This is a genomic window from Arthrobacter sp. 10T413_2 (assembly GCF_056394205.1).
In genome coordinates this window covers 1-14,258 of record NZ_JBFTHK010000105.1, presented here as the reverse complement: position 1 = coordinate 14,258, position 14,258 = coordinate 1, and the positions used below count along the sequence as shown (strand labels likewise).

Genomic DNA, 14,258 nt, shown 5'->3' with positions numbered 1-14,258 from the left:
GTCTTATAGACGCTCGTCGCGTACGCCTGGCCGATGCACAGGTGCACGGCGAGCGCCGCAGGCGGCACGAGCCACCGGTTGAATCCCGGCGGTGCGATGGTTCGTTCGCGGTCCAGCCAGCCCATAAATGTTCCCCCTGCTCGTCAACGACGTCGGTCTCCAGCACACTGAGGCGAAGGGTCACTCACGCAGACCGTTGCCTCCGGCAATCATGGTGCAGATCGTCAGCAAACGTACTATTTATGCGCCGAGCGGTAGCTCTTCAGCGATGAGCGGTAACTGAGTGCATGGCAGTAGCGTCCGGGTGCGGCTACTTGCCGAGGCCTGCTTTTCGGAGCGCCTCCGCCATCGCGGTGTTGACGGGCGACGGCRTGGACCTCGGCTGGGAGGCCGACGGTTGCKGCTGGGACTGTTGCGGCCTGCCCTGCTGCTGACCTGCCTGTTGCTGACCACTCMGGGGCTGACCGGCCCGCGGCTGGGCTGGCCGTGGCTGAACTGCCCGCGAAGCGTCAGGCTTAGGCGTGCCGGGACCGTTGCCTGCCCGGCCCCTGGACGAGGGTGCGCTGCCGCCGGAAGCTGTCGGTCCGTCGTCGAGCCTTAGTGTGAGGGAGATGCGTTTCCGCTCCGGATCGGCTTCCAGCACCTTGACCCGGACCACCTGCCCGGACTTCACCACTTCGCGCGGGTCGGAGACGAACCGGTTGGCGAGCGCAGACACGTGCACCAGCCCGTCCTGGTGCACGCCGACGTCCACGAATGCGMCGAATGCCGCCACGTTGGTCACGGTACCCTCCAGCACCATGCCGGGCCTGAGGTCCGAGATCTTCTCGATCCCTTCCGAGAACGCCGCCGCCGCGAAGGCCGGACGGGGGTCACGGCCGGGCTTCTCGAGCTCGGCGATGATGTCCTGCACCGTGGGCAGGCCGAAGGATCCGTCCACGAAGTCCTGCGGGTTCAACGCGGAGGCCGGGCCGGCCTTCGCTGCCGCCTTGATCTTCCGGGCGACGGGGTAGGCCTCCGGGTGCACGCTGGAGGCATCCAGCGGCTCCGCTCCCCCGGTGATCCGCAGGAAGCCGGCGCACTGCTCGAACGCCTTGGCGCCAAGCCGCGGGACCTTCTTCAGCTCGCTGCGCTTCGCGAACGGGCCGTGCTCGTTCCGGTAGGCCACGATGTTCTCGCTCAGCAGGGGTCCGACGCCGGCCACCCGGCTCAGCAGCGCCGGCGAGGCCGTGTTGACGTCCACGCCCACCGCGTTMACGCAGTMCTCGACGACGGCGTCCAGGCTGCGGTCCAGCTTCGCGGCCGTGACGTCGTGCTGGTACTGCCCGACGCCGATTGACTTCGGTTMGATCTTCACGAGCTCAGCGAGCGGGTCCTGCAGCCTCCGGGCGATCGAGACGGCTCCCCGCAGGGACACGTCCATGCCTGGCAGCTCGGCGGCAGCGAGCGCCGATGCCGAATAGACCGATGCTCCCGCCTCGGACACCACGATCTTCTGCGGTTTGGTTTCTGATCCGGTGCCCAGCTGCTTGATCAGTTCGCCGGCGAGTTTGTCCGTCTCCCGCGACGCCGTGCCGTTGCCGATCGCGACGAGTTCGACGCCGTGCTTCTTCGCCAGGCCCACGAGGGTCCGCAGCGCCTCGTCCCATTTCCGGGCCGGGGCGTGCGGGTAGATCGTGTCCGTCGCAACCACTTTGCCGGTGCCGTCGACCACTGCGACCTTCACACCGGTCCGCAGTCCCGGGTCCAGGCCCAGGGTGGCGCGGTTCCCGGCAGGTGCGGCGAGCAGTACATCGCGCAGGTTGGCCGCGAACACGCGCACGGCCTCGTCCTCGGCGGCGGCAAACATCCGGCTGCGCAGGTCGGCCGTCAGCCGGGCCAGAATCCGCGAGCGCCACGCGAGCTGGGCCGTCTGCAGCAGCCAGGCGTCGGCGGGCCGGCCACGGTMAGCGACCCCGAGGAACCTGGCCACGGCGGCTTCGTAACGGCCGCGCGCCGCGGTGAGGGCGGCGTCGTCGTCCGGTGCGGCTTCGGCGAGATCGAGCTCCAGCACGCCGTCCTTTTCGCCGCGCAACAGCGCGAGAACACGGTGCGAGGGCATCCCGGACGGCTGCTGGGAGAACTCGAAGTAGTCCTTGAATTTCTGGCCCTCGGCCTCCTTGCCCTTCTTGACCCGGGACACCATCCGGCCCTGGGTCCAGAGCCGTTCGCGCAGCGACTCCGCCAGGTCCGCATCCTGGGCCACACGCTCGACCAGGATGGAGCGGGCACCGGCCAGCGCGGCGGCGGCGTCCCCGATCGAATGTTCGGCGTTGAGGTATTTGGCGGCTTCGCGCTCCGGGTCCAGCTCCGGGCGCTTCAGCAGCGCGTCGGCGAGCGGCTCCAGCCCGGCTTCGCGGGCGATCTGCGCCTTGGTGCGCCRTTTGGTCTTGAACGGGAGGTAGATGTCCTCGAGCCGCGACTTCGTTTCGGCCCCGACGACGGCGGCCTGCAGTTCCGGGGTCAGCGCCCCCTGCGCGGCGATCGCCTCGAGGATGGTCCGACGCCGGTCCTCAAGTTCGCGGAGGTAGCGCAGCCGCTCCTCCAGATCGCGCAGCTRGGTGTCATCCAGCGTCCCGGTGGCTTCCTTGCGGTACCGGGCGATGAAGGGCACGGTGGATCCGGCGTCGAGCAGGTCCACGGCGGCCTTCACCTGCCAGGCCTGCACGCCGAGCTCGGCCGCGATMTGGGCGGCGATGCCCGATTCCTGGGTCTGCGGGGACGCGGTCTTGGGCGACGGGCTGGAGGCGGGTGAGGCGGGGCGCTGCGGGAGTTGGGTCACCCTGTCCATTTTGCMTTACGCGGGTCAGCGGCCTGATTCGGCCGGCGGGGTAACAGGCTCCTGCACGTCCTGAACAACCTCGTTGTGGCGCAGGAGCCACGGTTTGAAGGGCGGATCAAAGCGGGCGAACCGTGGTGGCCCCACGGCCGTCAGCCCGGCGACCACCAGTGCTGCTTGGAGGCCCGTGTTGTGCCGTTCAAAGGCAGCTTCCGACCCGCTGCCCGTGAACCGAAGAGCAGCTGCCACGGACCCGGGAATGGCCCGCACCTTGACGTCGGGGTTCGCCGGGACCGGGGCGGTCYCCGCCGTCAATCCGGCGGGGAGCACAAAGGCCACCACAAAATCAGCAGGATCTTTGCTTCCCGGCAGCGGACCGCTCTGCAGCACCGGGGCGGTCATCGCCAGCTTCTGCGAAGGACCGAGCTCCTGGATCACCGGGGCCGTCATGGCCAGCTTCTGTTGGGCCGTATTGCTGCCGGTGATGTAGTTGAACAGGTGCCGGAAGGCGGCATTCCCGGCCCGGTCAAACGTCGCGTTGACCTGGATCTCGGCCACAACATGCGCAGGATAGCGGCGCAACTCGAAGTGCGCGTATCGCCKGACCAGCTCGTAGGGTTGCTGTTCTGTCATAGTTCTCAGACCCTACGCCGAACCTGCGACAGGAGACAGGGGTACCTCGCCTCTTCACAGCCTCCTGGTTGCCKGATCCCGGCTGCCGGCTGCCGGCTGCCGAGGTCCCTGCCCGTGCTTCCTGCTTACTTGTCGGGGGTCTTTGATAGCTTGAACAACAGAGGGCGGGACTCAGTTCATGCCGGATCTAATCAGTTGCAAGGCCCAATCCAACTTCAGCGCAGCAACAACGGGGGCACAGTGTTTTTCCTTGAACCTGAAGTGCCGGGATCATCACCGGATCTGGCCTACTCCGCGAGCGACCTTGTGGTGGCTGCAAGCTGCGAGTACCAACTGCTCCGCAAGCTCGACGAGAAGCTGGGCCKCTCCCCCAAACCCGACTTCGGCGTCGACGAGATGCTCGAACACGCCGCCAAGCTGGGCGACGTCCACGAGCGCAGGGTCCTCGCGGATTTTATCGAAGAGTTCGGCCCTTGGGATCCGGCCACCGGACGCGGCGTGTACGACGTCGCTCCTGCCGACAGCATGGATCGCGCCACCTTGGCGGCCAAGCACGCCGAGTCCATCGAGGCACTGCGGGCGGGCGCCGACGTCGTCTTCCAAGCAGCCTTCTTCGACGGCCAGTTCCATGGCCGCTCCGACTTCCTGGTGCGGCAGCCGGACGGAAGTTACGCCGTCTTCGACACCAAACTGGCACGCCATGCCAAGGTGACGGCCCTGCTCCAACTGGCGGCCTACGGGGACCAACTCCTGAAGGCCGGCATCACACCGGATCCTTCAGTCACCCTGGTTCTCGGCGCCACCGTCCCGCTCCCGGGCGGCGGCTTCGACTACGTCCGCAGCCACCACAAACTTGCGKAGATCCTGCCGGTGTTCCTGGAGAGGCGCGAGCGCTTCCTCACGCTGACTTCTGCGCATATGGGGCAGCCCAACACCGCGCAATGGGGTGCGCCCGGGCTGACCGCCTGCGGCCGGTGCGATTACTGCCAGGAGATGGTCAAGGCCACCGATGATCTCCTCCTCGTGGCGCGGATGAACTCCGCACAACGCAAGGCACTGCACGAACGGAAAATCTTTACGGTCAAGGAGCTCGCCGAGGCACACCTTCCCGGGGCGAACAGCGCACTGCTTCGCCTCCAGGACCAGGCCCGAATKCAAAGCGGCGTTGGCGCCTCCGACGGAGAAGTCCGGTACGTCAAGGACGGCGAAGAGCACATCATCCGCTTTGCGGTGCTTCCGGAAAATGCGCTGGCGGAACTGCCATCGCCCTGCGAGGGCGACATCTTTTTCGATTTTGAGGGCGACCCCCTCTGGCAGGAAAGCGCCACGGGGGTCTGGGGGCTGGAGTACCTGTTCGGCGTCATCGAAGCACCGACGGGGCCCGGCGGCCCCGGGGTATTCCGGCCCATCTGGGCGCACAGCCGGGAGGCCGAGAAGCAGGCGTTCCTGGATTTCCTTGACTATGTGGAGCAACGCCGGCAGACGTACCCGGATATGCACGTCTACCACTATGCCGCCTATGAGAAGACCGCCCTCCGCAAGCTCTCCGTGATGCACGTGGCCGGCGAGGACACCGTCGACCGCTGGCTGCGCGAGGGGCTTTTGGTGGACCTCTACCAAACCGTCCGGAACAGCATCCGGATTTCCGAGAACTCCTACAGCATCAAGAAGCTCGAGCCGCTGTATATGGGGACAAACCTGCGCTCCGGGGACGTGAAAGACGCCGGAGCCTCGGTTGTTGCCTACGCCCAGTTCTGCGAGGCCCGCGACTCCGATCAGCCCGAAGAGGCAGCCAGAATCCTCGCCGGGATCTCTGACTACAACGAATACGACTGCCTGTCCACGCTGGAGCTGCGGAACTGGCTCCTGGGCCTGGCCCGGGAGCGCGGGATCGGACGGCGCGCCGGACAGGGCACCGGAGCGGCAGTGGTCCCGGCCGAACTTCCTGCCCCCGCCGATCCCGCCGAGGCGGATGCTGACCTCGGACCCGCTGAGCTTGCCCTGGCCGAGTTTCTCGAGCCCGGATCGGGGCTGCCGGACGCGGATCGACAAGCGGTCGCCATCCTCGCTGCGGCCGTGAGCTACCACCGTCGCGAGCGCAAGGCGTTCTGGTGGGCGCACTTCGACCGGTGCGAGAACGGACCGGACGCGCGCCACCCGCAGGACCGCAACGTGTTCCTGGTCGAGGAGGCAGTGGCCCTCGAGGACTGGTGGAGGGACGGGACCAAGCTGCCCGAACGCAGGGTGAAACTGATCGGCACCGTGACCGCCGGCTCGGATCTGCGTGAAGGCAGCATCTGGTTCCGCATGTACGAGCCCCCGCTCCCCGCGGGACTCGCAGGCACTGGCATCAACGGGACCGGCCGGAACGGCTGGTTCGGCACGGAAGTTCTGGAACTTGGCGAGGAAGACGGCCGGGACACGGTCATCATCCGGGACAAGCTCAAGAGGAACATCGAGCCGTACGCCCAACTGCCGATGGCGCTGACCGAAGACCAGCCCATCGCCACCAAGAATCTTGAAGAGGCGTTGGCGGCGCTGGCCGACGACGTCGCGGCGGGTTTGCGCGCTTCCCGTCCCGGAGCCAGCCGGTTCGAAAAGCATCCAGCCCTCGACCTCGTGCGCAGAGTGCCTMCGCGGCTTGTCTCGGGGGCGCCCCTGCCGGCGCCGGGACAGGGCCCGGAACGCTTCGTTGACGCCATCACGGAGGCCGTCGGGGCCTTGGACCATTCCTACGTGGCGGTCCAAGGGCCCCCGGGGACGGGCAAGACCCATGTGGGATCACACGTGATCGCCCGGCTCGTCTCGCAAGGGTGGAAGGTTGGCGTCGTCGGCCAGTCGCATGCGGTGGTCGAAAACCTGCTGCGGACCGCGGTCACGAAGGCCGGCGTCGATCCCGCCCGGGTCGCGAAAGACGTCAAGCACCGGGATCCGCTGCCCTGGAATCAGCGTTCCGCCCAGGATGTGGCACGGCTGCTCGAGTCCCCTGGCGGCGCCCTCATCGGAGGCACCGCGTGGACCATGACCGGGGCCACCGTGCCGCGTGGCTCGCTCGACCTGCTGGTGATCGACGAGGCCGGCCAGTTCTCGCTGGCCAATACCCTCGCCGTGGCGCAGGCCAGCAGCCGGCTCCTGCTGCTCGGCGACCCCCAGCAGCTTCCCCAGGTCAGCCAGGGTTCAYACCCTKAGCCGGTCGACGACTCGGCCCTCGGCTGGATCTCCGCCGGTCACGCCACCCTGCCGCCTGAACTCGGATACTTCCTCGCGGACTCATGGCGGATGACGTCACCGTTGTGCTGGGCCGTGTCCGAACTCTCCTACGAGGGACGGCTCGTCTCGGCACCGGCCGCCGACGCCCGGCGCCTGGACGGTGTTGCCGCGGGTATCGAAACGGTGATGGTCGAGCACCAGGGTAACGTCACGTCCTCGCGCGAGGAGGCTGACGAAGTAGTCCGGCAGGTGCAGCGGCATGTGGGCCTCAGTTGGCACACGGAGGACGGCACCCGGCCGTTGGCTGAAACCGACGTCCTCGTKGTGGCGGCCTACAACGCGCAGGTCAACCTKATCCGGGAGGCCCTCAATGCTGCCGGGCTGCTGCGTGTGAAGGTGGGAACCGTGGACAAGTTCCAGGGCCAGGAAGCCGCCGTGGCGGTCGTGTCCATGGCCTGTTCGGCGGTGGCGGAGGCGCCCCGGGGCATGGAGTTCCTGCTCTCGACCAACCGGATCAACGTGGCGGTATCCCGCGGGCAGTGGCGTGCGGTCATTGTCCGCGCCCCGGAGCTGACCAACTATCTCCCCACCCATCCCGAGGGCCTGGAACAGCTGGGTCGGTTCATCGGCCTGTGCCAAAGGTCAGTGCGCGCCTAGCTCCAAGGGGACATGCTCATTCTTGACCCGCATCTTCATGGAACATGCGCATTCCTTGCCCTGACCAAGGGACATCAAGGCATCATGTCCATCGCTCGCTGTCAGGGCTGGACATGCTCACGCTTCGCTAGCCATGTCGGGGAACATGCTCATTCACAGGCCGTTGCTGCGTGGGACATGCTCATTCTTGACCCGCGTCTTCATGGAACATGCTCATTCATTGCCTTCACCAAGGGACATTAACGCATCATGTCCATCGTTCKCGGTCAGGGCTGGACATGTCCCGCGGGCGCCCGCGAGCAGCAGTGCCTCGTCGAGCACGCGCCCGAAGTTAGCGGGGTTGTGCGCGAAGCGACCCAGGAACAAGCCGGAGACACCCTCGAGCATYGGCAGCAGACCGGGCTTGGCCGAACCGCCGTAGATGACCGCAATCTCAGGAAYCCCGGCCGTGGCGAGRCGCCCGCGGAGCCTGCGGACGACGTCGGACACGTAGGCCGCGGCCGCTGGCTCGGCCGCTCCGATGGCCCAGACGGGCTCGTAGGCCACCACCAATCGGCCGGCGCGGTTCCAGTCGCCGTCGACGGCCGATGCGATCWGGCCGTACACGTAGTCCGCCGCGGCAGCCGACTCCCCGGCCTCGGTCTCCCCCACGCACAGCAAGGGCATAAGCCCGGCGTCGTCGGCTGCCCGGGTCTTGAGGGCCACCATGGCGTCGTCTTCGCCGAAGTGCCGGCGTCGTTCGGCGTGGCCGATTTCCACGAGGCGGACGCCCAGTTCCGCGAGCATGGACGGAGCCACTTCCCCGGTCCACGGGCCGTCGGCCCAGCCACAGTTCTGCGCCCCGAGCAGCAGCGGCGACCCCTCTAGCATCCGGGCTGCCGCGGGCAGGACGGGGAAGGACGGAATCACAAACGGGACAACCCGCCCGGCCGCAAGGGCCGGACGGGCATCCACTTCATTCCGCAACTGCTCCAGCCACGCCAGGCTGTCCCGGTAGCCCAGGTACATCTTGGTGCTGACGCCCACCAGGATGCTCTGGCGGGAAGTCTGGCGGCTGGAAGGCTGCTGCATTGCGGGTGCTTTCTGGTGGGTCCAGGGACTGCGGTCTTGGGTGCTGCGACGTCGAAGCCGGTTACTGCTCCAGCAGCTCGTCGGCCTTGTTCCTGAACCTCTTGGTTGCGAACATCATGACCGCGGCCAGGAACGGAAGAACACCCAGGGCATAGACACCCATGGTTCCGGTGTCGGACGCCGTGATCTGGTTGACGGAGGTCCGCAGGATCGGGGCGACGAAGCCGCCCAGGTTGCCCAGCGAGTTGATCAGGCCAATGCCTGCGGCTGCCGCAGTTCCGGTCAGGAACGCCGTCGKGTAGGACCACGCGATGGGACCGATGGACAGGAAGCTGCAGACAGCGAGGCTGATGAAGATGATGCCGAGGGCCGGAATGTGGTTGGCGCCGGCCCAGGCCGAGCCGAAGATGCACAGTCCAGTGGAGATGAAGAGCCCGGTGCCCCAGACCCGGCGGCGGATTACCGTGTTGGCCGCCTTGCCGATGAAGTAGCAGGCGAAGATGCCGAAGAACCATGGGATTGCGGCCATGAGTCCGACGGCGAGGCCCACCTTTTGCCCGGTCAGCTGCGCCACMTGCTGAGGCAGGTAGAACGTGACGCCGTAGACGGCKACCTGCAGGCAGAAGTAGATGACCGTGAAGTACCAGACCTTGCCGTTCTTCATGGCGGCMAGCACACCGCGCGGGCCGGTCTCTTCCTTGACGCCGTCTTCCAGGGCCATGACGTCCAGAAGCGCCTTTTTCTCGYCCTTCTCCAGGAACTTGGCGTCCTGCGGGCTGTTGATGAGGAAGAAGTACGCCGCGACACCGGCCAGGACGGCCAGCATGCCTTCGACGAAGAACATGACCTGCCAGCCCTGGACGCCGGGGACCTGGTCGCCGATGTTGATGAGCCAGCCGGACAGCGGTGCGCCCATCATCTGGGAAAAGGGCTGCGCGAGGTAGAAGATCGCGAACATCTTGACCCGGACCTTGTTGGGGAACCACGCGGCCAGGAACATGATGACGCCCGGGAAGAGCCCGGCCTCGGTCACACCCAGCAGKAAGCGCAGGATGATGAAGGACGTCTCGCCCTGCACGAACGCGAAGCAGGCGGAGACGATGCCCCAGGTGATGGCGATGCGGGCCAGCCACACTTTGGCCCCGAACTTGGTCAGGAGCAGGTTGCTCGGAATTTCGAACAGGGCGTAGCCGATGAAGAAGATCCCGGCGCCCAAGGCGAAGGCGCCGGCGCTAATGCCCTTGTCCACTCCGAGGGCCGCCTCGGAAAAGCCCACATTGGTGCGGTCCAGGAACGCCACCACGTACAGGATGACGAGCATCGGCATGAGCCGCCGGGAGGCCTTGGAGATGGCCGATTTCAKGACCGGCGTCTCCAGGAGATCCCTGGTGGAGGTTGTTGCTACGGACATCAAAACTCCTCATTGAGTGAGTCAGTTGAGTAGATCAGGAAGGTAGAACAGGTCGAACGTGCAGATGGAGCGGGTGGGTGACGCAGAGGTGCAAAACAGACGTACAAAGCAGATGGGTGAAGCGAGCGGGCGAAGCGCCGGCTAACGGGATAAGGCCATCATCAGGATTCCGGCCAGGCAGGCCAGGATCCCGACGGCGAGATAAATCTTCCGCCCTTTGCTCCAGCTCGCGAATCGGGCGGGAGCGGCAGTCTTGCTGTGATGTGCCACGGGACTACTTCCTTAGTGCATGTAGAGTCCGCCATCCACATTCAGCGTCTGGCCGGAGATGTAGCMGGCGTCCTCGCTGATGAGGAAGGCGATGGCGGCCGCGATGTCCCGGGTGGAACCGACGCGGTTGACCACGAGGTCTTTGGTGAGTTCGTCTTTGCGTTCCTCGCTGAGCGTGCCGCCCATGATGTCGGTGTCGATGGGGCCCGGGGAGATGGCGTTGACGGTGATGTCGTAGGGGCCCAGTTCCCGCGCGGTGGACCGGGTCAGGCCGATCACGCCGGCTTTGGCCACCGAATACGGTGTCTTGGAGTAGGTGCCGCCGCCGCGCTGGGCGGAGACCGAGGAGATGTTGACGATCCGTCCGATTCCGCTCTTGACCATGGACTCGGCCACGCGGCGGGTGGCGTAGTGGACACCGTTGAGGTTGATGCTGAGCACCCGGTCCCATTCGGCGGCGTCGAGTTCCAGGTACGGGACCGGCGAGCTGACGCCGGCCACGTTGGCGAGGGCCACAATCTGGGGCAGCTCGGCTTCGATCTCGTCGATGGCGGCACGGACCGATGCCTCGTCCCCGACGTTGGCGCCCGCGCCGTAGGCCTTGACGCCGTGCTCCGCGGCCAGTTCCTTGGCCGTTGCCTTGCAGCGGGCGTCGTCGAGGTCAATGATGCCGACGTTCCAGCCCTGCGCCGCCAGGTAGCTGGCAGTGGCGCGGCCGATGCCGCGCTCGGACACGGCGCCGGTGACGATTGCCGTGCGTTCGGCGGGGAAAATGCTCATGGGAATGCTCCTGAAGAGTGCGAAAGAKGAAGTGGGTTCAGTTGATGGGGGCGGGACCGAGGTCCTCCAGCAGCTGCTGCATGGCCACGTACGCCTTGTTCCGGTAAGCGATCAGCGCCGGCGTGCGCTCGGCCGGGACGTTGAGGAAGCCTGCGCCGGATTTGGTGCCCAGCTTGCCGGCTTCCACCAGGTCGGTGAGGATTTTCGGCGTCGCAAAGCGTTCGGGAAAGTCGGTCTGAAGGGACTTGTAGCAGAAGTTATAGACGTCCAGTCCGGCCATGTCGGCGATGGCGAACGGTCCGAAGAATGGCAGCCGGAAGCCGAACGTGGTGCGGACCAGGGTGTCGATGTCTTCCGCCGTCGCGATTTCCTGCTCCACCAGCTGGGCCGCCTCGTGGAACAGTGCGTACTGCAGCCGGTTGAGCACGAACCCGGTGACGTCCTTGACGACGGCGGTCTGCTTCCCGGCGGCGTGCACCAGGTCGCGGACCGCGCCGACCGTGGCCGCCGAGGTCCCGGCATGCGGGATGACTTCGACGCCGGGGATGAACGGGGATGGGTTGGAGAAGTGCACGCCCAGGAACCGCTCCGGGTTGGTGACGGGCTCGGACAGCTCCGCGATGGAAATCGTGGAGGTGTTGGATCCGATGATGGCGTCCGGGCGGGCGGCGGCGCTGATCCGGGCCAGGGTCTGGTGCTTGATCGCGATGACCTCGGGGACGGCCTCTTCGATGAAGTCGGCGTCGGCCACGGCTTCCTCGATGTCTCGGGCGGGCCACAGGTTCTCCTTCAGGAGCTCCGTGGAGCCTTGCGGGAACAGCCCGGCGGCAACGAATTCGTCCGATTCCGTCAGCAACCGCTCGTAGTTCTTCTGCGCCACTTCGGCGGACACGTCCGCCAGCGCGACGCGTGCGCCGCCGAGGGCCAGCACCTGCGCGATCCCGCCGCCCATGTAGCCTGAGMCGACGACGGCGATCTTGCGGGCGGCGTTGATGGCGCCTGCGGTGTCCGGTGCTGTGCTCGTTGCGGAAACCGGGGCGTTGGTTGTTGATTCGGTCATGGTCAGACTGCCTTCGTGTAGTCGGGCTCGTAAGAGCAGATGGCGTCCACCTTGGCGGCGGAGGAGGAGTTTTCGTCGAAGTGGTGGCCCAGCCATTCACTCACGAGMTTCTTGGCGAGTTCCAGGCCGATGACGCGCTGGCCGAGGGTGAGGACCTGGGCGTTGTTGCTCAGGACCGAGCGCTCCACGGAGTAGGCGTCGTGGGCGGTGACGGCCCGGATGCCGGGGACCTTGTTGGCCGCGATCGCCACGCCCAGGCCGGTGCCGCAGATCAGCAACGCCCGGTCGGCGTCGCCGTCGGCGACTTTCCGGGCCGCGTCGACGGCCACGTGCGGGTAGGCGGTGGAGTCGTTGGCGCCGACTCCTACGTCCTGGACGGAGGCAACCCGGGGATCGGCTTCGAGCAGCGCCTTCAGCGCGTTCTTGTATTCGACGCCGGCCTCATCGTTGCCGATGACCACGCGCCAGCCTGTTGCTGTGCTCATGCTTGTGCTCCTTGTTCCGCCGGCTCGGGGTTGGCGAGCAGGGTTCCAGTAGGGGAAATGTGTGCAGAGATCCGCGTCGCGATGAGGGCGAAGGACACCGCGCCGGGGTCGGGGTGGCCGAGGCTCTTTTCGGCGAGCGGGCGGGCCCGGCCCTTGAGCGGACGCAGCCCGGCGGTCCCCTCCGCGGCGGCGGTGGCGGCTTCCGCTGCTGCGGCGAGCGAGGCAGCCACTGGGGTGCCGGCGTCGAACGCCGTGAAAAAGGCGTCCCGGAACGGCACGAGGGCGTCCACCATGGTCTTGTCCCCCAACTCGGCCTTGCCGAGCTCGGTGATGGCGTCAGTGAAGGCGGTGACCGCGGCCGCCGCGTCCTCGCCGCTGTAGCTGTMCCGGTTGCCCAGGGCCAGCCCGGCCGCGATGACCGCGGAGCCCCAGAGGGCGCCGGAGGTGCCGCCGGCGCGTTCGCTCCAGGCCTCCCCCGCAGCGGTCAGGATCCGCGCAACTGACGCACCGCCGTCGTTGGCGGCTGCCTGCCGGGCCGCTGCGACGGCCGCATCGACGCCGCGGCGCATACCGATCCCGTGGTCGCCGTCGCCGGCGATGGCGTCCAGCCGGCCCAGCTCTTCTTCATGCTCGACGACGACCTCGCGCACCTGATCGAGGAGCTCTGCGGCCAGCCGCCCGAGGGCTGCCGCTGCCGGGGTGGGGCGTTCGACGTCGGCGGCCGTTTCGGCTTCCGGGCCGGCGGGTTGGCGGCGGGCCCGAGGCGCCAGGTTGCCCTTGCGGAACGCCGGAGTGTCGGCCGGGGCGGCCCAGTACTGCTCGAGTTCCTCGTCCAGCCAGAGCAGGGTCAKAGAGAGACCGGACATGTCCAGGCTCGTGACGAGTTCGCCGCATTCGGGCTCCACCACGGTGAGCCCGGCGGCGGTGAGGAGTTTCTCGATCTTTCCGTAGAGCAGGAAGAGCTCGTCGTACTTGACGGTGCCCAGGCCGTTGACGATCGCGACCACGCGGGTGCCGGCATCGTGCGGCTTGTCGGCCAGGAGCTTGCTGACCAGGAGGTCGGCCAGTTCCGAGGCGGTGGGCATGGGGTGGTCGGAGATGCCGGGTTCGCCGTGGATGCCCAGGCCGAGGGACATGTGCCCGGCGGGGACGGAGAACAGCGGCGCGTCCGCGCCGGGCAGGGTGCAGCCGTCGAAGGCGACGCCGAGGGAGCGGGTGCGGTAGTTGGTGCGGATGGCCAGGCGTTCGACGTCGTCCAGGTTCAGTCCCGCTTCCGCGGCGGCGCCGGCGATCTTGAAGACTGTCAGGTCCCCGGCGATACCGCGGCGTTTCTCGATCTGGTCCAGCGGGGCGCTGGCGATGTCGTCGGTGACCAGGACGKTGCGGGTCTCGATGCCTTCGGCGTTGAGGCGCAGCTGGGCCTGGCCGAAGTGCAGGACGTCACCGGCGTAGTTGCCGTAGCTCAGCAGCACGCCGCCGCCGGCGTTGGCCGCCTTGGCTACCCGGTAGACCTGGCCGGCCGCGGGCGAGGCGAACATGTTGCCGCAGGCCGAGGCGGTGGCCAGTCCCGGCCCGACGAGGCCGGCGAATGCCGGGTAGTGCCCGGAGCCGCCGCCGACTACCAGGGCGACCTGCCCGGCCGGGACCTCGGTGGAGCGGACGACGCCGCCGTCGACACGGGCCACGTAGCCGCGGTTGGCTGCCACGAAGCCGTCCAGTGCCTCATCCGCAAAGTCAGCGGGGTTGTCGAAGATCTGGGTCATGGTTTCCTCATTGAATCCGTGTTGGAGAAGTGGATCTGGGGTGAAACGGGGTGGTGCGGCCGCCCCCAATTGGCTAGACGGCCGCACCGGGCGCCAGGTC

At 67.2% G+C, this 14,258-nt stretch carries 10 protein-coding genes; 1 reads left to right on the top strand and 9 read right to left on the bottom strand.

The genetic code is table 11. From position 1 onward, the window contains the following. Window positions 1–310: 310 nt before the first annotated feature. Both AC1DBQ_RS15645 and AC1DBQ_RS15640 read right to left on the bottom strand, forming a co-directional pair. Window positions 311–2,830 carry a Tex family protein gene (locus AC1DBQ_RS15645; RefSeq protein WP_476929379.1) on the bottom strand — a complete coding sequence of 840 codons (2,520 nt, stop codon included), beginning with the start codon at window positions 2,828–2,830 and terminating at the stop codon, window positions 311–313. Window positions 2,831–2,845: 15 nt separating this feature from the next. After that, a complete protein-coding gene (locus AC1DBQ_RS15640; protein WP_476929378.1) occupies window positions 2,846–3,451 on the bottom strand; it encodes an SOUL family heme-binding protein in 606 nt (201 codons plus the stop codon). Window positions 3,452–3,691: 240 nt separating this feature from the next. Here AC1DBQ_RS15640 and AC1DBQ_RS15635 point away from each other — a divergent pair, with 240 nt between their 5' ends. Next, a complete protein-coding gene (locus AC1DBQ_RS15635) occupies window positions 3,692–7,318 on the top strand; it encodes a TM0106 family RecB-like putative nuclease (protein ID WP_476929377.1) in 3,627 nt (1,208 codons plus the stop codon). Between the two features lie 213 nt (window positions 7,319–7,531). On the opposite strand, the gene AC1DBQ_RS15630 is transcribed toward AC1DBQ_RS15635, so the two are convergent. From AC1DBQ_RS15630 to dhaL, 7 genes are all read right to left on the bottom strand, one after another. Continuing rightward, window positions 7,532–8,389, bottom strand: coding sequence for a triose-phosphate isomerase family protein (locus AC1DBQ_RS15630; protein WP_476929376.1), 858 nt, complete (start codon window positions 8,387–8,389; stop codon window positions 7,532–7,534). A gap of 61 nt (window positions 8,390–8,450) precedes the next feature. Then, window positions 8,451–9,800: an MFS transporter gene (locus AC1DBQ_RS15625; RefSeq protein ID WP_476929375.1), complete on the bottom strand. Its 1,350-nt coding sequence runs from the start codon at window positions 9,798–9,800 to the stop codon at window positions 8,451–8,453. Between the two features lie 141 nt (window positions 9,801–9,941). Further along, the gene (locus AC1DBQ_RS15620; protein ID WP_476929374.1) at window positions 9,942–10,070 is read right to left on the bottom strand and encodes a hypothetical protein; all 129 of its coding nucleotides are present in this window, start codon (window positions 10,068–10,070) and stop codon (window positions 9,942–9,944) included. Window positions 10,071–10,082: 12 nt separating this feature from the next. Then, window positions 10,083–10,850, bottom strand: a complete 768-nt coding sequence (locus AC1DBQ_RS15615) for an SDR family NAD(P)-dependent oxidoreductase (protein ID WP_476929373.1) — start codon at window positions 10,848–10,850, stop codon at window positions 10,083–10,085. A 37-nt stretch (window positions 10,851–10,887) separates the two neighbouring features. Continuing rightward, window positions 10,888–11,910: a 3-hydroxyacyl-CoA dehydrogenase family protein gene (locus AC1DBQ_RS15610; RefSeq protein WP_476929372.1), complete on the bottom strand. Its 1,023-nt coding sequence runs from the start codon at window positions 11,908–11,910 to the stop codon at window positions 10,888–10,890. 2 nt (window positions 11,911–11,912) lie between these two features. Next, window positions 11,913–12,395, bottom strand: a complete 483-nt coding sequence (locus AC1DBQ_RS15605; protein WP_476929371.1) for a ribose-5-phosphate isomerase — start codon at window positions 12,393–12,395, stop codon at window positions 11,913–11,915. Beyond that, on the bottom strand, window positions 12,392–14,158 hold the full coding sequence (dhaL, locus tag AC1DBQ_RS15600) for a dihydroxyacetone kinase subunit DhaL (protein ID WP_476929370.1): 1,767 nt from the start codon (window positions 14,156–14,158) through the stop codon (window positions 12,392–12,394). Before dhaL ends, AC1DBQ_RS15605 begins: the two co-directional genes overlap by 4 nt. Window positions 14,159–14,258: the final 100 nt, after the last annotated feature.